The sequence below is a fragment of the Pseudomonas sp. LBUM1658 genome, assembly GCF_059716055.1.
On the sequence record NZ_CP166798.1, the window covers coordinates 6,503,537 to 6,522,695 of the forward strand.

Below are 19,159 nucleotides of genomic sequence, written 5' to 3' on the forward strand. Positions count from 1 at the left end.
TGGCAAGCTTTAAGCTTCAAGCGGCAAGCTGGAGTTTGGTTTGAGTTTGCAGCTTGCAGCTTGCAGCTTGCAGCTTGCAGCTATAAAAAAAGGGAGCCCCTCGTGGGCTCCTTTTTTTTACTTCACGGTCACGGTAATTTTCTTCGAGACAATCGGCGGGTCGAACGGCACGTGGTTCTTGTCGCCCAGTTCCAGCTGCAGGGTATGCTTGCCTGGGGCCAGCTTGACCTCGGCTTCGGTCTGCGCCTTGCCGAAGTGCATGTGGTTGGCGTCCATAGGGATCGGCGCGGTCTCGGCCGGCAATTTGTCGACGTCGATCAGCAGGTGATGGTGGCCGGTGTTTTTGGTCTGATCGCCGGCCGGAGCCAGGGCGATATCCTTGACGCCGAATTTGACCTTGAAGGTTTGACCTACCGTGGCACCGTCTTCGGGAGAGACGATGAACACTTCCGCGCCTTTGGGGGTCGGGGAACGCGGGATGCCGTCCGCGGCGTTCGCCAGCATCGAAGCTCCCAGCAACAGGCTGGCAAAAGCAGCATGAGACATTAAGGTTTTCATTCTCTTCTCCAGTTTTTCAGCAAAATCTGTAGGGTTGCGACAACTTAGTGACAAATAGTTGTCGAAGCCAATCAACACCATAGCAAAGCGCACCAGATACCGCGCACAGCACATTTGAATTCAAAGGAGTGACCATGCGGTTTTTGCCTGGCCTGTTACTTTTGCTACCCCTGGTGAGCACTTGCGCTCAAGCCGAACTGATCGATGATGTGCATGACCGTGGCGAGTTGCGCATCGCTGTGGAAGCCAATACGCCGCCATTCAACTTCAAGGATGACGGCAAGCTCAGTGGTTTCGAGGTCGAACTGGGCCACATGCTTGCCAGCGAGCTGGACGTGCGTGCGGATTTCGTCGTCACCGACTCGGGTGATCTGCTGCAAGGCGTCGAAAGCGGCCGATACGACGTTGCCATCAACCACATAGCAACGACCCCCGAACTCAAGGAACGTTTCGACTTCAGCGAACCTTATAGCTACTCCAGTGCGCAGTTGATCGTGCGCCAGGAAGAGCAACGCCCGCTGGGTTCGCTGCAGGCGCTCAAGGGGCAGGCGCTGGGCGTGGCGCAAAGCAGCCAGTTCGTCGAGCAGGCACGCACCGTCGAGGGCATTGACCTGCGCAGCTACCCCGACGCGCAACAGCCACTCAAGGATGTGGCGGAAAAGCAGATCGACGCGGCCATCAGCGATCGTCTGCTGGTGCCTTACGCCATTCGTGACAGCCACTTGCCGGTGAAGGAAGGTGCCAAAGTCGGCCCGACGCTGAGCCTGGCGATTCCATTCCAGAAGGGTAACCCGGCGTTCCAGGCCAGCATCGACAAGGCCCTGCAGCGCATCAAGGCTGACGGTCGGTTGATGGCACTTTCGGAAAAATGGTTCGGGATGGATGCGAGCAAACCGCCCACGCCTTGAGGTTTGTCAGAAATCCGGAGTCTTGCGTTCAATTTGTGGCGAGGGGGCTTGCCCCCGTTCGGCTGCGCAGCAGTCGTAAAGTCGGTTGATGCGCTCTGCCTGTCAAAACGCGGTCGCCTGTTTTGGGACGGCTGCGCCGTCCAACGGGGCAAGCCCCCTCGCCACAGTAAGCTCCCCGCCACAAGGATTGTGTTCGCCTCAGTTCAAAGCCGCCAACGCGGCCGCGGCCTCAGCCAACTCCAGCTCACTGAACACCTGCACCCCGTTGCGCTTCAACAACGCAGCGGTAACGCCCTCCCCGCTGACTTTGACCCCGTTGAAGCTGCCGTCATACGTCAGCAGATTGCCGCAGGATGGGCTGTTGGCCTTGAGCACGGCAATCCGTATGCCGTGCTGTTCAACCAGCGCCAGAGCCTGTCGCGCGCCGGACAAGAACTCAGCGCTGACGTCGTGCCCCTCGGCAGTCAGTACCCGGGCGCTGCCATCCAGCACGTCAGCGCCCTGCCCGCCGGGAATCTCGGCCGCAGCTCGTGGCGTCGGCAATCCGCCGGCCACCTCCGGGCACAGCGCCACCACTCGACCTTCGACGACCCACTGTTCAAGCTGATCGAACGGCCCGCCGGCCCCGCCGTCGTAACGCACGCGGTGCCCGAGCAAACAGCGACTCACCAGAATCTTTTGCATCTTCAGAACGGCTCATTACCGCGGCGGCGGAACCACCCCGTCAGCGACAGACGATCCCGAGTGGCCGGCAGGACTTCATGGGGCACTTCGCCGGAAAGGAACACCACCAGGCAACCGCCGGTGGGCACCACATCATATTCAACGCCTTCATCCAGATACATCCGCAACTGGCCACCATGCTCAGGCAACCAGGCCTGATTGAGATAAAGCACTGCAGAGACCATGCGCCGGTCATCATCACGAAAGCGATCGACATGCTTGAGGTAAAACGCGCCTGGCGGGTACAGCGCGAAATGGCTTTCGAAATCTTCCAGCCCCAGAAACAACCCGCGATTCATGGCAAGCCGCAGACTGTCCATCAACCCCAGGTAGCTGTCGCACCACTCGACCTGACCGGGCTCGAGCCACTGGATGTGGTCGCCCCGAATCCCCTCGCGAATTTCCTGGGAAGACCCTCGACCCACCGCGGCCGGAGCCAGCTCACCCTCCGCCGCACGTTTACGGCACTCAGCCGCCAGTTCCAGGGTCAGAGCCTCTGGCAGGAAAATATTCTGCTGCGACCAGCCGCGTGCAGCCAGGTCGTCGACGATACGTAATAGCAGCGGGTGGTCAGAGGGTATTTGCATGTCGCGCATAGTATCCATACGCCTGTAAATCCGACAGAGCCGCAGAGCGGGCTGATACGAATTCTCGACAAGTGTTGGGCTCACACGGAGAATAGTGGCCTGCTGACAGGAGTCCTTATGCGCCGTTTGCTTTTTTCACTGCTGATGTTCTGCACTTTGCCCGTTTGGGCAGACGGCCTCGACCAGTTATACAAGGTCGCCGGTTGGCCAGAACAACGCGCGCATTTTAATGATGCCCTCACCGCCGCCCAGCAACGCTACAAAAACAGCCTGCCGCCCGCGGTGTTTCAGGCACTGGTGAACAACAGCAATCAGCGCTTTGCCCCCCAGGCGATGGACCAGCGAGCCCAGGCGCAGTTACGGCAGAAACTCGCCGATCCGAAACCGGCACTGGCGTTTTTTCAGTCACCCTTGGGCCGCAAGATCGTCGCCGCCGAACTGCTGGCAACCCGCCGCGACCAATTGGCGAAAAACGCCCAGGGCTTGCCGAAAATCGAGGCCAGCGATGCCCGCCTGCTGATCATTGGTCACTTGGCGCAGGCGTTGCCTGCCCGCGAGGCCGGTGCCGAAGTCAGCCTGGCCATCGCCGGGGTTGCCGCCGACAGCCTGAGCCAGATGATCCCTGGCCTGCTGGGCAGTGGTCAGGCCCAGGGGATGCTAAATGGTCAGCGTCAGCGGCTGATGGATCAGATTGGCACCGACCTGAACAACACTTTGCTCTACGTCTACCGTGACCTGTCTGATACGGAACTGGAAGAATTCGCCACCTTCGCCGAGTCGCAGGAAGGCAAGGCTTACTATCAGGCCGCGCTGGCAGCGATCCGCGCGGGATTGGCGGTGGGACAAAGTACCTCGAGCCTGACCCAGTGACCTGAGGCGCCTGCAGAATCCAATCGCGAGCAGGCTCGCTCCCACATCTAGATCTTCAGCGAACACGGATTTTGTGTATGGCCGAAATTGAGTGTGGGAGCGAGCCTGCTCGCGATGACGCCCTCAAAGGCACTACAAATCCCGAGTCGTCATCCGCTCATTCAAAAACCCGAAAAAACGCTCGCGCAACACCGCTGTTTCATTCGCCAGGTGATGCCGCGCCTCAGGCAGCATCAACACCTGCGGCTGATCGAACTTGCTGCGCAACACCTCCAGGTTATGCGCCCAATCCACCGTCATATCCGCTTGCCCCTGAACGATCAGTGGCCGGCGGCTGCTGCGCGGTGCGGCCTCGATACGCTTGATCCAGCGCGCCAGCGCGCCGACCCAGGCAGTCGGCAGCCGTAACGGCTGCAATGGATCGGCCTGCAGGAAGGGCAAAAACGCCGGGTCGCTGGAGTTCTCGCTGAAACGCCGGGCGATGCCTTTGACGAAGGGTTTGACCAGGTAGTAGCTCAACTGCGACCAACCCCAGGACCGTGGTCGCACCAGCGGCGAGAGCAGAATGGTCTGTCCCTGCGCCGGGCTGCTGGCGCCGTGATTGAGCAGATGATCAAGCACTATCGCCCCGCCGGTGCTTTGTCCGCACAGATGCCATGGCTGCGGCAGATCGAGGGACTGCGCCTCGGCGAACAACCCTTGCAGTACGGCCTGGTACTCGGCGAAATCCTCGATGCTGGCGCGCTCGCCGCTGGACAAGCCATGCCCCGGCAGGTCACAGGAAATCACCACGAATTTCTGCTGCAGCGCCCACTCGATCACATGCCGGTAGAGTCCCATGTGATCGTAGAAGCCGTGAAACAAAAACAGCGTGGCCACGGCCTGCGATGGCCACCAGACCTGGCTGACCAGCTCATAGTTGCCGACCTCGAAGCGTCCCAGCGCCCGCTTGACCGGGACACTGTGCCGGGCAAAATCCAGTCCATAGAAACGCTGATAGGCCTGAGCTTCAACCGACAGCGGTTGCGCAGCGGCCAAAGGTCGCAGGCTGGCACGCAAGTGATCGGGGTCGAAGGTGGCAGGCATGAAGAATTCCAGACAAAAACGCGAAACAGACTTTATAGGTCTGCGATATTCATCTGTCGCGGCAAGCATGGCAAGCTACCCGACCTTCGAGGATTGATCCGTATGCGTCTGCCCTACCGCACGACACTGCTTGCCAGCCTGCTCGCCCTTGTGTGCGCCGGTGCGCTGTGGATGGCTTACGACTGGTTTCAGGGGCGCTACCTGCGCGCCTTCAGCGACCAGACCGCAGTGTTTTCCGGCGACCCCCTGAGCCTGCCCGCCGAGCTGGCCGGCCCCGGGGCTATCCGCCTGGTGCATTTCTGGGACCCGGCCTGCCCGTGCAATGTCGGCAACCAGCAGCACCTGAGCGAACTGATCGAACATTTCGGACCCCAGGGCGTGGAGTTCTATTCGGTGCAAAAGCCCGGCAGCCACGGGCAATTGCCCAGCACCCTGAGCAGCCTGAAGCCCCTGTCGACCCTGCCCGGCGCCGAACACATCCCCGCCAGCCCCGCCGTGGCGATATGGGATCGCAACGGCAAACTGGCGTATTTCGGGCCTTATAGCGAAGGCCTGACCTGTAACTCCAACAACAGCTTTATTGAACCGATGCTGCAGGCGTTGAACGAGGGCCGTGCGGTGAGCGCCACCCATACGCTGGCGGTGGGCTGTTATTGCCCGTGGCCGATCAGCCAGACGAACTAAGGCATTCCTGACTTTTCAAGGACAACGCTGCGCAGCACAGGAGGCCTGTGCTAAATGTTCGCGGTCCCGAGTGGCGGCAACCAAGAATAAGAACAAGGAGCTTCAATGAAACGCAGCCTGACCGTACTGGCCACCCTGGTCGTCGCACTCGCCATCGGTGGGGGCTGGTACGTGTACAGCAAGCAGCCATCGCGCAAAGGGTTGGTGGAACTGCAGGGGCTGCAAGGTCCGGTTACGGTGCGTTATGACGAACGCGGAGTGCCGCATATTAGCGCCGGGAACCAGGCTGATATGTACCGCGCCTTCGGTTATGTACAGGCTCAAGACCGGCTGTTCCAGATGGAAGTCATGCGTCGGCTGGCCCGTGGCGAGCTGGCCGACGTGCTGGGTCCGAAATTGCTCGACACCGATAAACTGATGCGCAGCCTGCGCATCCGCGAGCGCGCCGAGACTTACCTGGCCGCAATGGACCAGCAATCTGCCAGCTGGAAGGCCCTGCAAGCCTATCTGGACGGTATCAACCAATATCAGGCGACTCACGCCAGGCCCATGGAGTTCGATGTACTGGGCATCCCCAAGCGCGTGTTCACCGCCCAGGACACCATCAGCATCGTCGGTTACATGGCCTACAGCTTTGCCGCGGCGTTTCGCACCGAACCCTTGCTGACCTTTGTCCGCGACCAACTGGGCAATGGCTATCTCGGTGTGTTTGACCTCGACTGGCAACCCAAGGGCGTGCTGGCCGCGACACCTGCCCTGGCGGCCAGTGACTGGAAAGACCTGAACGCCATTGCCCGGCTGAGCGAACAGGCGTTGGCCGACCACGGCTTGCCGCAGTTCGAAGGCAGCAATGCCTGGGCGATTTCCGGCAACCGGACCACCAGCGGCAAACCGCTGCTGGCCGGCGATCCGCACATTCGCTTCTCCGTGCCTTCGGTGTGGTACGAAGCTCATCTGTCGGCGCCCGACTTCGAGCTGTACGGCCACTACCAGGCGCTGATGCCCTTCGCGTCCCTGGGTCACAACCGCGACTTCGGCTGGAGCATGACCATGTTCCAGAACGATGACCTCGATCTGATCGCCGAAAAGGTCAACCCGGATAACCCCAATCAGATCTGGTATCGGGACAAGTGGGTCGAGCTGACCAGCAGCGAACAGCAGATCGCCGTCAAAGGCCAGGCACCGGTCAAGCTGGTCCTGCGCCAATCGCCCCACGGCCCGATCATCAATGACCTGCTCGGCACCAACGTCAGCAAGACGCCGATTGCCATGTGGTGGGCGTTCCTCGAAACCCAGAATCCGATTATCGACGGCTTCTACCAACTCAACCGCGCCGACACCCTGGCCAAGGCCCGTGGTGCTGCGGCCAAGGTGCAGGCGCCGGGCTTGAATCTGCTGTGGGCCAACGCCAAGGGTGACATCGGTTGGTGGGCGGCGGCGCAACTGCCCAAGCGTCCGGCCGGGGTCAAGCCGGGCTTTATCCTCGACGGCAGTACCGGTCAGGCAGACAAGGACGGTTTTTACCCATTCAGCGCCAACCCCCAGGAAGAGAATCCGGCGCGCGGCTACATCGTCTCGGCCAACTTCCAGCCGCTGTCGCCAACCATGGAGATCCCTGGCTATTACAACCTGGCGGATCGCGGTCAGCAGTTGAACAAACAGCTGAGCGAGGCGAATGTAAAATGGGACCTGGAGAGAAGCCAGAAGCTGCAACTGGGTACCACCACAGCTTACGGCCCACGCCTGCTGGCGCCGCTCTTGCCGGTGCTGCGAGAGGTGGTGAAAGACCCCACGGAACTCAAACTGCTGGCGCAATTGGCGCAGTGGAAAGGCGACTACCCGCAGGATTCCACCAGTGCCACGCTGTTCAACCAGCTGCTATTCAACCTGACCGATGCCGCGTTCCATGACGAATTGGGCGATGGTTTCTTCGCGACCCTGCTCTCCACTCGGGTGATCGATGCCGCGTTGCCACGTCTTGCCGCTTCCGCCGATTCGCCGTGGTGGGACAACCGCAACACCCTCGGCAAGGAAAGCCGCGCCGACACCGTCACGGCTGCCTGGCAGGCCAGCATCGCCCACCTCAAGGCCACTCTCGGCGATGACTCGAACCAATGGTTGTGGGGCAAGGCGCACACCCTGACCCATGGCCATCCATTGGGGCTGCAAAAACCACTGGACCGAGTCTTCAACGTCGGCCCGTTCGAAGCCCCTGGCAGCCACGAAGTGCCAAACAACCTCTCGGCCAGGATCGGGCCGGCGCCGTGGCCGGTGACCTACGGTCCGTCGACCCGACGCATCATCGACTTTGCCGACCCGGCCCACAGCCTGACCATCAACCCGGTCGGGCAAAGCGGCGTGTTGTTCGACAAGCATTATGATGACCAGGCCGAGGCGTACATCGAGGGGATTTACCAGCAGGCGCATTTCAGCGAAGAGGAAGTAGCGGCCAACACCCGCAGCACCTTGAAACTGGTGCCGGCGAAGGTGGTTCAATAAGCAAACATCAAAAGATCGCAGGCTTCGCCAGCTCCTACGCCGCCCGAATACAGCCGAAAATTATCGGATGTACACAAATTCTGTAGGAGCTGCCAAAGGCTGCGATCTTTGGCGGTCTGTCAGGCATCAAACCATCGCCGAAAAATTCATCCGGAACTGCTGCGGCGTCACCCCAAACCTGCGATTGAACACGCTGCGCATGTGCTGGGCATCGCGAAACCCGCATTGATAGGCCACGGTCTTGAGCGGAGCACTACCGCTTTCCAGCATCACCCTGGCGGCATCCACCCTCGCCTGCTCGACGAATTCGGCCGGGGTGACTTTGGCTTCCCGGGCGAACACCCGGGAAAAATTGCGCGCACTCATATTGGCGGCCTGGGCCAGGTCAGCAATGGTCAGGTCGCCAGTCAGATTGGCCAACACGTAGTGCTGGACCCTCGCCACTGGCGAGGTGGCTTCGGCATAGGGCGTGAGGAACGGACTGAACTGCGATTGCCCGCCCGAGCGCTGGGTGAACACCACCAGTCTTTTGGCCACGCTCAGCGCGACTTCCGGCCCGTGATCCCTGGCCAGCAGGTATAACGACAAGTCGATCCCTGCTGTCACCCCCGCCGAGGTGTAGAGCTCGCCATCCCGCACATAGAGGCGATCGGCCTCGACCTGAGTCGATGGCCACAGCGCCGCCAGCGCAACCGCATCGCCCCAGTGGGTGGTGACGGTCCGCCCTTCGAGCAGTCCCGCGCGGGCCAGCATGAATGCACCGTTGCAGATCGAACCAAAGCGTTTCGAGCGAGCACTGGCTTCGCGCAACCAGAGATCAAAGCCGGCACCGAAATCCTGATATGGCAACTGTGGCCCACCGGCGACCAACAACAAGTCATAGGCCTCGAGTGCTTCGCTGAAATGCCGATGAGCCTGCAGTACCAAACCGTTCGAGCAGGGCATTACGCCGCGCTCCACGCCAATCACCTCCAACCGGTAGTGGTCATCAGGCGCAAGAAAGCGGTTGGCTTCGGAAAACACATCCATTGGCCCAGTGACATCCAGCGACTGAACCCCGGAAAAAACCACGATGGCAACGGTTTTGCTCATGGGATGGATTGCCTTCTATGGCTATGAGAGGGATAGCAAGGTCAGGACCTTCAGTGCGAGATATATCGCCAAGATCGCAGCCTTCGGCAGCTCCTACAGGGGAATGCGGTCGGCGTAGGAGCTGCCGAAGGCTGCGATCTTTTTAGGCTGCACGCCAACCCTAGCGAAACACCGGCCAACAAGCGAGTTGGCGCGATATGCACGTTGATTGGCCGGGATCGCAGCCTCGTGTCGATTGTTCACCCGGGGACTCACGGACAGACTGGATTCATCAGCGCCGCCACGGCGTTCCCCGCGAGGCAACCATCATGAGCAGTACCATTGCCGGTATTACAATCCCCGACAGCGCCCTGGCCAGGGCGACCACTGAATACATACGCGACATTGAATCCGACCTGCTGTATCACCACTCGCGCCGGGTGTTTCTGTTTGGCGCATTGAGTGGTGAACGCCAGCAACTGGCTTACGATCCGGAGCTGCTGTACGTCGGCGCGATGTTCCATGACCTGGGACTGGTGGAGGGTCATCGCAGCGATGACGAGCGTTTCGAAGTCGATGGGGCGAATGCGGCCAAGGCGTTTCTGAAACCTTACGGGCTGAGCGATGACGATATCGAGCAGGTCTGGTTGTCCATCGCCCTGCATACGACGCCAGGAGTGCCCAAACACCTGCGTCCGACCGTAGCGCTGGTGACTGCGGGCGTGGAGATGGATGTGCTGGGGTTGGATTACGCGGCGTTTTCCAGCGTGCAACGTGAAGCGGTGGTGCATGCGCATCCGCGGGGAGCGGAGTTCAAGGAATGCATCATTTGCGCCTTCGCCAATGGCTTGCGTCATCGTCCGCAGACCACCTTCGGCAATGTGAAGACCGATGTTCTGGTGGATCAGGAACCGGGGTTCAAGCCGATGAACTTCGTCGAAGTCATCCGCCAATCCCCTTGGGCGGCTTGAGCTAAACAATGCTGCTGAGCTGACCACGGTACTGTGGCGAGGGGGCTTGCCCCCGTTGGGCTGCGCAGCAGCCCCAAAACCTGTAACCGCATCACTTCAGACATACCGCATTCGCAGGGTTTGGGAGTGCTGCGCACTCCAGCGGGGGCAAGCCCCCTCGCCACAATGGTTTGCGAGCGCATAAAAAAACCTCGCTCTGCGTCCAGGGAGCGAGGTTTTTTGGTACCGGGTCGTTAAACCGAAGCCGGTGCCGGGGCGCGGCGGATGTCCGGTTGTTTCCAGGAGTCGGCAGCGCTTTCGTCGATGGCCAGCTGGATCGCGCGTTTGCGATGTTCTTCGGCACGGCGGCTGAAGTACCAGACCAGGAAGGTCATCAGCGAAACCGCCAACAGAATCAGGCTGGCCACCGCGTTGATTTCCGGTTTCACCCCCAGGCGCACCGCCGAGAACACTTCCATCGGCAAGGTCGTCGAACCCGGACCCGACACGAAGCTCGCCAGTACCAGATCGTCCAGCGACAGGGCGAAGGACATCATGCCACCCGCCCCCAGCGAAGGCGCGATCATTGGGATGGTGATCAGGAAGAACACCTTCCACGGCCGGGCACCGAGGTCCATGGCCGCTTCTTCGATGGACAGGTCCAGTTCACGCAAGCGCGCCGAGACCACCACCGCCACATAGGCCGCGCAGAAGGTGGTGTGGGCGATCCAGATGGTGATGATGCCGCGCTCCTGCGGCCAGCCGATCATCTGCGCCATGGCCACGAACAGCAGCAACAGCGACAGGCCGGTGATCACTTCGGGCATCACCAACGGCGCGGTGACCAGGCCGCCGAACAGCGTGCGGCCCTTGAAATGGGTGATGCGGGTCAGCACGAAGGCCGCCAGCGTACCCAATATCACCGCGGCGACCGCCGTGTAGCAGGCGATCTCCAGGGAGCGCACCACCGAGCCCATCAGTTGCGTGTTGTCCAGCAGGCCGACGTACCACTTGATCGACCAGCCGCCCCAGACCGTCACCAGCTTCGAGGCGTTGAACGAGTAGATCACCAGGATCAGCATCGGCAGATAGATGAACAGCAGGCCGAGTACCAGCATCAGGCTTGAAAAACTGAAGCGCTTCATTCTTTGCCCTCCATTTCTTTAGCCTGGCTGCGGTTGAACAGGATGATCGGCACAATCAGGATCGCCAGCATCACCACGGCCAAGGCGGACGCCACCGGCCAGTCACGGTTGTTGAAGAATTCCTGCCAGAGCACTTTACCGATCATCAGGGTTTCCGGACCGCCGAGCAGTTCCGGGATCACGAACTCACCCACTACCGGAATGAACACCAGCATGCAGCCGGCGATGATGCCGTTCTTGGACAGCGGGATGGTGATTTTCCAGAAACTGTTGAAGGTGCTCGAACCCAGGTCGGAAGCGGCTTCCAGCAGACTGTTGTCGTGCTTCACCAGGTTGGCGTAGAGCGGCAGGATCATGAATGGCAAGTAGGAATACACCACGCCGATATAGACCGCCAGGTTGGTGTTAAGGATCTGCAGTGGTTCGTCGATCCAGCCCATCGTCATCAGGAAGCCGTTGAGCAGGCCGTTGTTGCTGAGGATGCCCATCCACGCATAAACCCTGATCAGGATCGCGGTCCAGGTCGGCATCATGATCAGCAGTATCAGTACGGTCTGCATTTCCTTGCGCGCAGAGGCAATGGCATAGGCCATTGGATAACCGATCAGCAGGCAAAGGACAGTGCTGACCAATGCCATCTTCAGCGAGCCGAGGTAAGCGGCGATGTACAACTCGTCCTCGCTCAGCATCACGTAGTTGCTGAGGTTGAGCAGCAGCTGGACCTTCTGCTCGACGTAGCTGTAGATCTCGGTGTACGGCGGAATGGCCACGTCGGCTTCAGCGAAGCTGATCTTCAGCACAATGAAGAACGGCAGCATGAAAAACAGAAACAGCCAGAGGAACGGAACCCCGATGACCAATTGACGGCCACCGGGTGTTATTCGTTGTAGCCGGCGCTTGAATTTTTTCATGTTCATGAGCGAAGTACCACGCCACTGTCATCTTCCCAATACACATAGACCTGATCGCCCCAGGTCGGTCGTGTGCCGCGGCGCTCGGCGTTGGCCACGAAGGACTGAACCAGTTTCCCGCTCGGCAATTCGACGTAGAACACCGAGTGCCCGCCCAGGTAGGCGATGTCATGTACCTTGCCGCTCGACCAGTTGTATTCGCAGGTCGGCATGTCTGGAGTGACCAGCAGTTTTTCCGGACGGATAGCGTAGGTCACGGATTTGTCCTGCACCGAGGTGCTGATGCCGTGGCCCACGTAAATCTGGCGGTCCAGGTCCTTACAGGTGATGGTCGCGTGGCCTTCGGCATCTTCGATCACTTCACCTTCGAAGATGTTGACGTTACCGATGAATTCGCAGACCAGACGACTGGTCGGGGTTTCGTAGATGTCGATCGGGCTGCCGATCTGGGCGATCCAGCCCAGGTGCATGATCGCGATGCGCTCGGCCATGGTCATGGCCTCTTCCTGATCGTGAGTCACCATGACGCAGGTTACGCCGACCCGCTCGATGATCTCGACAAGCTCAAGCTGCATCTGCGAGCGCAGCTTCTTGTCCAGAGCACCCATCGGTTCGTCGAGCAGCAACAGCTTCGGCCGCTTGGCCAGCGAACGTGCCAGTGCCACCCGTTGACGCTGACCACCGGACAACTGATGCGGTTTGCGTTTGGCGTACTGGCTCATCTGTACCAGCCTGAGCATCTCGGCTACGCGAGCATCGACTTCAGACGACGGAATCTTGTCCTGCTTGAGACCGAAGGCAATGTTCTGCGCCACGGTCATGTGCGGGAACAAGGCGTAGGACTGGAACATCATGTTGATCGGCCGCTCGTAGGGCGGCATGTCGGTGATGTCTACGCCATCGAGAAAAATGCGCCCCTCCGTGGGCCGTTCAAAGCCTGCGAGCATCCGCAGCAAGGTGGATTTGCCCGATCCCGAGCCGCCGAGCAAAGCGAAAATCTCGCCTTTCTTGATTTCCAGGGACACATCGTCCACGGCAATCGTCTCGTCGAACTTCTTGGTGACCCGGTCGATTTTAACCAGCACCTGTTTAGGTGTCTGGTCGCCCTCGAGGGCTTTCTTATAGGCGCCGGAGGCAACTGCCATTTACGAAACTCCCAACAAAATTTGCAGTTCGCCCAATGCAGGCGAACCTTGGATAGTTTAAGCCGTTGAAGCTATTTACCCGACTTGACCTTGGTCCAGCTGCGGGTCATTACACGCATCACCTTCGGCGGTAACTCGGTAGACACGTAGGTCTTGTCGAGGACAGATTGCGGTGGATAAACCGTTTCGTCATTGCGTATCGACTGCTCCATCAGCTTGTCCGATCCGGGGTTGGGATTGGCGTAGCCGACATAATCACTGACCTGAGCGATCACCTCGGGTTTCAGCAAATAGTTGATAAAGGCGTGGGCCTCCTTGACGTTACTGGCGTCCTTGGGAATCGCCAGCAGGTCGAACCACAGATTGCCGCCTTCCTTGGGAATCACGTAGGCAATGTCTACGCCCTTGCCAGCCTCGGCCGCACGCGCCTTGGCCTGGAAGATATCGCCGGAGAAACCGGCGGCGACGCAGATGTCACCGTTGGCCAGGTCCGAGATGTACTTGGATGAATGGAAGTAGGTCACGTAAGGCCGCACCGCCATCAGCTTGGCTTCGGCCTTTTTGTAGTCTTCCGGGTTCTCGCTGTTAGGGTTCAGCCCCATGTAGTTCAGCACCGCTGGCAGCATTTCATCGGCGGAGTCGAGGAACGAGACGCCGCAGGCGGAAAGCTTCTTGATGTTCTCAGGCTCGAAGAGCATTGCCCAGGAATCGATCTTGTCGACACCCAGTACCGCCTTGACCTTCTCGACGTTGTAGCCGATGCCGTTGGTGCCCCACAGGTAAGGCACCGCGTACTGGTTGCCCGGATCGTTCTTCTCCAGGCGCTTGAGCAACGCCGGGTCGAGGTTCGAATAGTTCGGCAACTTCGACTTGTCGAGCTTCTGGAACGCCCCGGCCTTGATCTGCTTGCCGAGGAAGTGGTTGGACGGCACGACCACGTCATAACCGGTGCGCCCGGCCAGCAACTTGCCTTCCAGGGTTTCGTTGGAATCGAACACGTCATACACCGGCTTGATACCGGTGGCTTTTTCGAAGTCGACCAGGGTGGTCTCACCGATGTAATCCGACCAGTTATAAATATGCACGGTAGGTGCCGCGTGAACACCGAGCGCCAGAGTCAGGCCAGCACCGATCAGCATAGCGTTGCGAAACAAAGAAATAGGCACGTTGAGGTCCTCTAAATAGTTGGGCCGCAGTTGTGCCCGCGTTACGTGACAGCCATAGCTGCCTGGCAACAAAACCGGCGCGCAACTTACCCTCGATAAACCGTTCCAGCAAAACTTTCTGTCATTTAATTATTCCCGTAGCCGCCGCTCGAGGGTCGGCGGCTACAGGCATTGCTTCAAACCGGCTTATTTACCCGATTTGATCTTGGTCCAACTGCGGGTCAGGATCCGCTGGGTAGCGGCCGGCAAATCGGCGATGGCATACAGCTTGGCCATGACTTGCGCTGGCGGATAAATGCCCGGGTCGCTGGTGATGTCTTTTTCAACCAATGCGGTGGCTGCCGCGTTACCGTTCGGGAAACGCACGGCGTTGGTGATTTCAGCCATGATTTCCGGCTTCATCAGGAAGGTCATGAACTTGTAGGCGCCCTCGACGTTTTCCGCATCCTTGGGGATAGCGACCATGTCGAAGAAGCTGCCGGCACCTTCTTTCGGAATGTTGTAGCTGACTTTGACCTTGTCACCGGCTTCAGCCGCGCGGGACTTCGCCTGGTAGATATCACCCGAGTAACCGATAGCCACGCAGATGTTGCCGTTGGCCAGGTCCGAGATGTACTTGGATGAGTGGAAATAGCCAATCGATGGACGGACTTTCATGAACAGCGCTTCAGCTTCGGCCAGCTGTTTCTTGTCCTGGCTGTCGGTCGGGTAACCGAGGTAGTGCAGCGCGACCGGAATCATCTCGGTCGGCGAATCGAGGACGCTGATACCGCAGGACTTCAACTTCGCGGCGTTCTCGGGCTTGAAGATCAAATCCCAGGAATCGGTCGGTGCGTCGGCACCCAGCGCGGCTTTGACTTTCTCTGCGTTAAAGCCGATACCGATCGACCCCCACATGTAAGGGAAAGCGTGTTCGTTGCCCGGATCGCTCACCGATACCGCTTTGAGCAAGTCCTGGTTGAGATTTTTCCAGTTAGGCAGCTTGGACTTGTCCAGCTTCTGGTAAACCCCGGCTTTAATCTGTTTGGCGAGGAAGTTGTTCGACGGTACGACGATGTCGTAACCGGACTTGCCTGCCAGCAACTTGGCTTCAAGGGTCTCGTTACTGTCGAAAACGTCGTAGACCACCTTGATCCCCGACTCGGTCTCGAACTTCTTGACGGTGTCCGGCGCGATGTAATCGGACCAGTTGTATACGCGCAGTACCTTGTCATCCGCCTGGGCAGCCCCAGCCATCACCCCCAGCAGCGACAAGGCAAGGAGGGTCTTGCCAGCGATCTTTAAACCTAATGCCTTCATGCGTAATGCTCCAATTATTCTTTTTAACCACGTGCTCAGCGGCCGATTCCCGGGCAACTGGAACAATGGGTAGTCTGGCAAGATCCAAGGCAGGCTTTCAAGGAAAGACCCATCCTTTGTTTGCTCCGAGCGAAAGTGCAATCTCACACCCCCGCTCAGAGCCTAGCACTTAGCCTTGCAATGCACTCAAGGTCAGGTCCAGACACTTGCGAGCCTTGGTCACCAGCTCGTCGATCTCGGCATGACTGATCACCAGTGGCGGAGCAATGATCATGGTGTCGCCCACGGCGCGCATGATCAGGCCGTTGTCGAAGCAGAATTGCCGGCAGATCATGCCAACGCCCTTCCCGACGTACCGCGCACGGGTGGCCTTGTCCTGAACCAACTCGATGGCACCCAGCAGACCGACTCCACGAACTTCACCCACCAAGGGGTGATCGTTCAGTTCCCGCAGACGCTTTTGCAAATAAGGTGCCGTTTCTGCATGAACGCGCTGGACAATTTTCTCGTCGCGCAGGATGCGGATGTTTTCCAGTGCGACCGCAGCCGCTACCGGGTGCCCGGAGTAGGTGAAACCGTGGTTGAAATCGCCACCCTCATTGAGCACCTCGACCACTTCGTCACGCACGATCAGGCCGCCCATAGGGATGTAACCGGAGGTCAGGCCCTTGGCGATGGTCATCATGTCCGGCTTGAGGTCGTAGAAATCGGAACCGAACCACTCACCGGTACGGCCGAAACCACAGATCACCTCATCGGCGACAAACAGGATGTCGTACTTGGCGAGGATTTCCTTGATGCGCGGCCAGTAGCTTTCTGGCGGCACGATCACCCCGCCCGCACCCTGGATCGGCTCGGCAATAAAGGCACCGACATTGTCGACGCCGACTTCGAGAATCTTTTTCTCCAGTTGGTCGGCCGCCCAGATACCGAATTCTTCCGGGCTCATGTCGCCGCCTTCACCGAACCAGTACGGCTGCGGGATGTGCACGATACCCGGGATCGGCAAGTCGCCCTGTTCGTGCATATAAGTCATGCCGCCCAGGCTTGCACCAGCCACAGTCGAACCGTGATAGCCGTTGATGCGGCTGATGATAACTTTCTTGTTCGGCTGGCCCTTGATCGCCCAATAGTGACGAACCATACGCAGCATGGTGTCGTTGCCTTCGGAGCCGGAACCGGTGAAGAACACGTGGCTCATACCTTCAGGCGCGATGTCGGCGATGGCCTTGGCCAATTCCAGCACCGGCGGGTGAGCGGTCTGGAAGAACAGGTTGTAATAAGGCAGCTCACGCATCTGTTTGCTGGCGGCATCAGCCAGCTCATCGCGACCGTAGCCGATGGCCACGCACCAGAGGCCCGCCATGCCGTCGAGGATCTTGTTGCCTTCGCTGTCCCAGAGGTACACGCCTTTGGCGTTGGTGATGATCCGCGGGCCTTTCTCTTTCAGCTGCTTGAAGTCGCTGAAAGGGGCCAGGTGGTGATCATTGCTCAGGGTTTGCCATTCACGGGTTTGCGGGTTGTTGCTGGTCATACGAATTCTCCTAAGATTCCAGTAGGGGGCGCCGCCAGGAACAGCAGCGCCCGGCGCATCAGACGGCGAACAGCAGGAACTCCCGCTCCCACGAACTGATGACGCGCTTGAAGTTTTCATGCTCGGCCCGCTTGACCGCGACGTAGCCAGTAATGAATTTCTTGCCCAGATACTTCTCGATGGTGGTGCTGCGTTCCATGCGCTCCAGTGCATCTTCAATGGTCAATGGCAGACGCAGATTGCGTCGTTCGTAACCACGCCCGACCACCGGTGCGCTAGCTTCGATCCCCTCGACCATGCCGATGTAACCGCAAAGCAGGCTCGCGGCGATGGCCAGGTAAGGGTTGGCATCGGCACCCGGCAGGCGGTTTTCCACCCGGCGGTTGTGCGGACCGGCATCCGGCACACGCAGGCCAACGGTGCGGTTCTCTTCGCCCCACTCGACGTTCACCGGCGCCGAGGTGTCCGGCAGGAAGCGGCGGAACGAGTTGACGTTCGGAGCGAACAGCGGCAACAACTCGGGAATGAATCGCTGCAGACCGCCGATGTGATGCAAGAACAACTGACTCATGGTTCCGTCTTCATTGGAGAAGACGTTTTTACCGGTCTCGATGTCGAGGATGCTCTGGTGCAAATGCATGGCACTGCCAGGCTCTCCGGTCATCGGCTTGGCCATGAACGTCGCGGCAACGTTGTGCTTGAGCGCCGCTTCGCGCATGGTCCGCTTGAACACCAGAATCTGGTCGGCCAGAGACAAGGCATCGCCGTGACGGAAGTTGATTTCCATCTGCGCCGTGCCGTCTTCGTGGATCAGCGTGTCGAGGTCCAGCTCCTGCAATTCGCACCAGTCGTAGACGTCTTCGAACAACGGGTCGAATTCGTTGGCTGCTTCTATAGAGAAGGACTGCCGACCGGTTTCCGGGCGACCGGAGCGGCCAATCGGCGGCTGCAACGGGAAGTCCGGGTCTTCGCAACGCTTGGTCAGGTAGAACTCCATTTCTGGCGCCACGATCGGCTGCCAGCCTCTGTCGGCATAGAGTTTCAGAACCTTCTTGAGCACGTTGCGCGGCGACAGCTCGATCGGGTTGCCCTGTTTGTCGTAGGTGTCGTGAATCACCTGGGCCGTCGGCTCGATGGCCCAGGGCACGAGAAATACCGCGTTCTGATCGGGACGGCAGATCATGTCGATGTCTGCCGGATCGAGGAGTTCGTAATAGATGTCGTCTTCGACATAGTCGCCCGTCACTGTTTGCAACAGCACACTCTCGGGCAAGCGCATGCCTTTCTCGGCGATGAACTTGTTGGTCGGCGAGATCTTGCCGCGGGTAATCCCGGTAAGGTCGCCAATCATGCATTCGACTTCTGTGATCTTATGGTCTTTCAACCAATCGGTGAGCTGGTCGAGGTTGTTACTCATAAATGCCTCTGGGCTGAGTTTCCTGACTCGTTGGAGTCAGGCGCTGGTTGACGCATCCGCGTCGCGTTGGATTGCACGCATTCGACAGGCATCGCCAAATGCCTGGAAGATGGCAAGGTAATGGGGGTTGGAGCTGATCCCGAGCACCGGAACGCCCGCCGCAACAGCGGAGCGAATCAACGGGAGCGTGGTGCGATCGCGTGCAGGATCATGAGCAGTCCCCGGAGTGCTGGCAGGTCCGCTATAGTGGAAGGGTTCGACGTTTGAAGGAGAGCCGGTAAACAGGATGCCGTCCAGACCGTCAAGAATATCGGTCGGATCGAGCAGTTCCGCCAGAGACGGAAGAATCAATGGCAGGCCCTTTGCAGCAACAGCGACTGCGCGGACGTACTTATCGCCACTGAAGTGATAAGCATGCAAACCGATCTGCCTGGAGCAGGCGGTGACGCCGATTAACGGCAGGCGAGACATGAAGCACCCCGGTATTATTGCTGTTATGGGTTTTGAATCGAGCTTAGCCTTGTTCATTTTTTTACACAACACCCCCGTAAAAAATACAACACGGCCCGCTCAAGCCTGTGGACACCAAAGGCCCGGAATGCATAA

Annotated in this window: 18 protein-coding genes; 5 read left to right on the forward strand and 13 right to left on the reverse strand. The window is 59.3% G+C overall.

Features of this window, described 5'->3' with window-relative positions:
* Positions 1-117: 117 nt before the first annotated feature.
* Positions 118-558: a DUF4399 domain-containing protein gene (locus ACA064_RS30015; protein WP_497671330.1), complete on the reverse strand. Its 441-nt coding sequence runs from the start codon at positions 556-558 to the stop codon at positions 118-120.
* 134 nt (positions 559-692) lie between these two features.
* Here ACA064_RS30015 and ACA064_RS30020 point away from each other — a divergent pair, with 134 nt between their 5' ends.
* A complete protein-coding gene (locus ACA064_RS30020) occupies positions 693-1,466 on the forward strand; it encodes a transporter substrate-binding domain-containing protein (protein WP_497671331.1) in 774 nt (257 codons plus the stop codon).
* Between the two features lie 198 nt (positions 1,467-1,664).
* On the opposite strand, the gene ACA064_RS30025 is transcribed toward ACA064_RS30020, so the two are convergent.
* Together ACA064_RS30025 and ACA064_RS30030 are read right to left on the reverse strand one after the other, a co-directional pair.
* Positions 1,665-2,150, reverse strand: a complete 486-nt coding sequence (locus ACA064_RS30025) for a 2-thiouracil desulfurase family protein (protein WP_497671332.1) — start codon at positions 2,148-2,150, stop codon at positions 1,665-1,667.
* A 2-nt stretch (positions 2,151-2,152) separates the two neighbouring features.
* Positions 2,153-2,785: a 2OG-Fe(II) oxygenase gene (locus tag ACA064_RS30030; RefSeq protein WP_497674356.1), complete on the reverse strand. Its 633-nt coding sequence runs from the start codon at positions 2,783-2,785 to the stop codon at positions 2,153-2,155.
* A 108-nt stretch (positions 2,786-2,893) separates the two neighbouring features.
* Here ACA064_RS30030 and ACA064_RS30035 point away from each other — a divergent pair, with 108 nt between their 5' ends.
* The gene (locus tag ACA064_RS30035; protein ID WP_497671333.1) at positions 2,894-3,646 is read left to right on the forward strand and encodes a DUF2059 domain-containing protein; all 753 of its coding nucleotides are present in this window, start codon (positions 2,894-2,896) and stop codon (positions 3,644-3,646) included.
* Between the two features lie 132 nt (positions 3,647-3,778).
* On the opposite strand, the gene bipL is transcribed toward ACA064_RS30035, so the two are convergent.
* Positions 3,779-4,732: a phospholipase BipL gene (gene bipL / locus ACA064_RS30040; protein ID WP_497671334.1), complete on the reverse strand. Its 954-nt coding sequence runs from the start codon at positions 4,730-4,732 to the stop codon at positions 3,779-3,781.
* 102 nt (positions 4,733-4,834) lie between these two features.
* Here bipL and ACA064_RS30045 point away from each other — a divergent pair, with 102 nt between their 5' ends.
* The gene (locus tag ACA064_RS30045; RefSeq protein ID WP_497671335.1) at positions 4,835-5,416 is read left to right on the forward strand and encodes a DUF6436 domain-containing protein; all 582 of its coding nucleotides are present in this window, start codon (positions 4,835-4,837) and stop codon (positions 5,414-5,416) included.
* A 105-nt stretch (positions 5,417-5,521) separates the two neighbouring features.
* A complete protein-coding gene (locus ACA064_RS30050; protein ID WP_497671336.1) occupies positions 5,522-7,915 on the forward strand; it encodes a penicillin acylase family protein in 2,394 nt (797 codons plus the stop codon).
* A 126-nt stretch (positions 7,916-8,041) separates the two neighbouring features.
* On the opposite strand, the gene ACA064_RS30055 is transcribed toward ACA064_RS30050, so the two are convergent.
* The gene (locus ACA064_RS30055; RefSeq protein ID WP_497671337.1) at positions 8,042-9,007 is read right to left on the reverse strand and encodes a GlxA family transcriptional regulator; all 966 of its coding nucleotides are present in this window, start codon (positions 9,005-9,007) and stop codon (positions 8,042-8,044) included.
* 308 nt (positions 9,008-9,315) lie between these two features.
* Between ACA064_RS30055 and ACA064_RS30060 the strand changes: the two genes are divergently transcribed.
* Entirely contained in the window at positions 9,316-9,957 is a 642-nt protein-coding gene (locus tag ACA064_RS30060) for an HD domain-containing protein (RefSeq protein WP_497671338.1), read from the forward strand.
* Between the two features lie 233 nt (positions 9,958-10,190).
* Here the strand turns inward: ACA064_RS30060 and ACA064_RS30065 are convergent, their stop codons facing one another.
* The 8 genes from ACA064_RS30065 to ACA064_RS30100 all read right to left on the reverse strand — a co-directional run bounded on the left by ACA064_RS30065 (position 10,191) and on the right by ACA064_RS30100 (position 19,024).
* Positions 10,191-11,081, reverse strand: coding sequence for an ABC transporter permease subunit (locus ACA064_RS30065; RefSeq protein ID WP_497671339.1), 891 nt, complete (start codon positions 11,079-11,081; stop codon positions 10,191-10,193).
* A complete protein-coding gene (locus ACA064_RS30070) occupies positions 11,078-11,998 on the reverse strand; it encodes an ABC transporter permease subunit (RefSeq protein ID WP_497671340.1) in 921 nt (306 codons plus the stop codon). Before ACA064_RS30070 ends, ACA064_RS30065 begins: the two co-directional genes overlap by 4 nt.
* Positions 11,995-13,137 carry an ABC transporter ATP-binding protein gene (locus tag ACA064_RS30075; RefSeq protein WP_497671341.1) on the reverse strand — a complete coding sequence of 381 codons (1,143 nt, stop codon included), beginning with the start codon at positions 13,135-13,137 and terminating at the stop codon, positions 11,995-11,997. Before ACA064_RS30075 ends, ACA064_RS30070 begins: the two co-directional genes overlap by 4 nt.
* A gap of 71 nt (positions 13,138-13,208) precedes the next feature.
* A complete protein-coding gene (locus tag ACA064_RS30080) occupies positions 13,209-14,303 on the reverse strand; it encodes a polyamine ABC transporter substrate-binding protein (RefSeq protein ID WP_497671342.1) in 1,095 nt (364 codons plus the stop codon).
* Between the two features lie 186 nt (positions 14,304-14,489).
* On the reverse strand, positions 14,490-15,602 hold the full coding sequence (locus ACA064_RS30085) for a polyamine ABC transporter substrate-binding protein (protein ID WP_497671343.1): 1,113 nt from the start codon (positions 15,600-15,602) through the stop codon (positions 14,490-14,492).
* Positions 15,603-15,771: 169 nt separating this feature from the next.
* The gene (locus ACA064_RS30090) at positions 15,772-17,136 is read right to left on the reverse strand and encodes an aspartate aminotransferase family protein (RefSeq protein WP_497671344.1); all 1,365 of its coding nucleotides are present in this window, start codon (positions 17,134-17,136) and stop codon (positions 15,772-15,774) included.
* 58 nt (positions 17,137-17,194) lie between these two features.
* Positions 17,195-18,553, reverse strand: a complete 1,359-nt coding sequence (locus tag ACA064_RS30095; protein ID WP_497671345.1) for a glutamine synthetase family protein — start codon at positions 18,551-18,553, stop codon at positions 17,195-17,197.
* A 36-nt stretch (positions 18,554-18,589) separates the two neighbouring features.
* Positions 18,590-19,024 carry a gamma-glutamyl-gamma-aminobutyrate hydrolase family protein gene (locus ACA064_RS30100; protein WP_497671346.1) on the reverse strand — a complete coding sequence of 145 codons (435 nt, stop codon included), beginning with the start codon at positions 19,022-19,024 and terminating at the stop codon, positions 18,590-18,592.
* Positions 19,025-19,159: the final 135 nt, after the last annotated feature.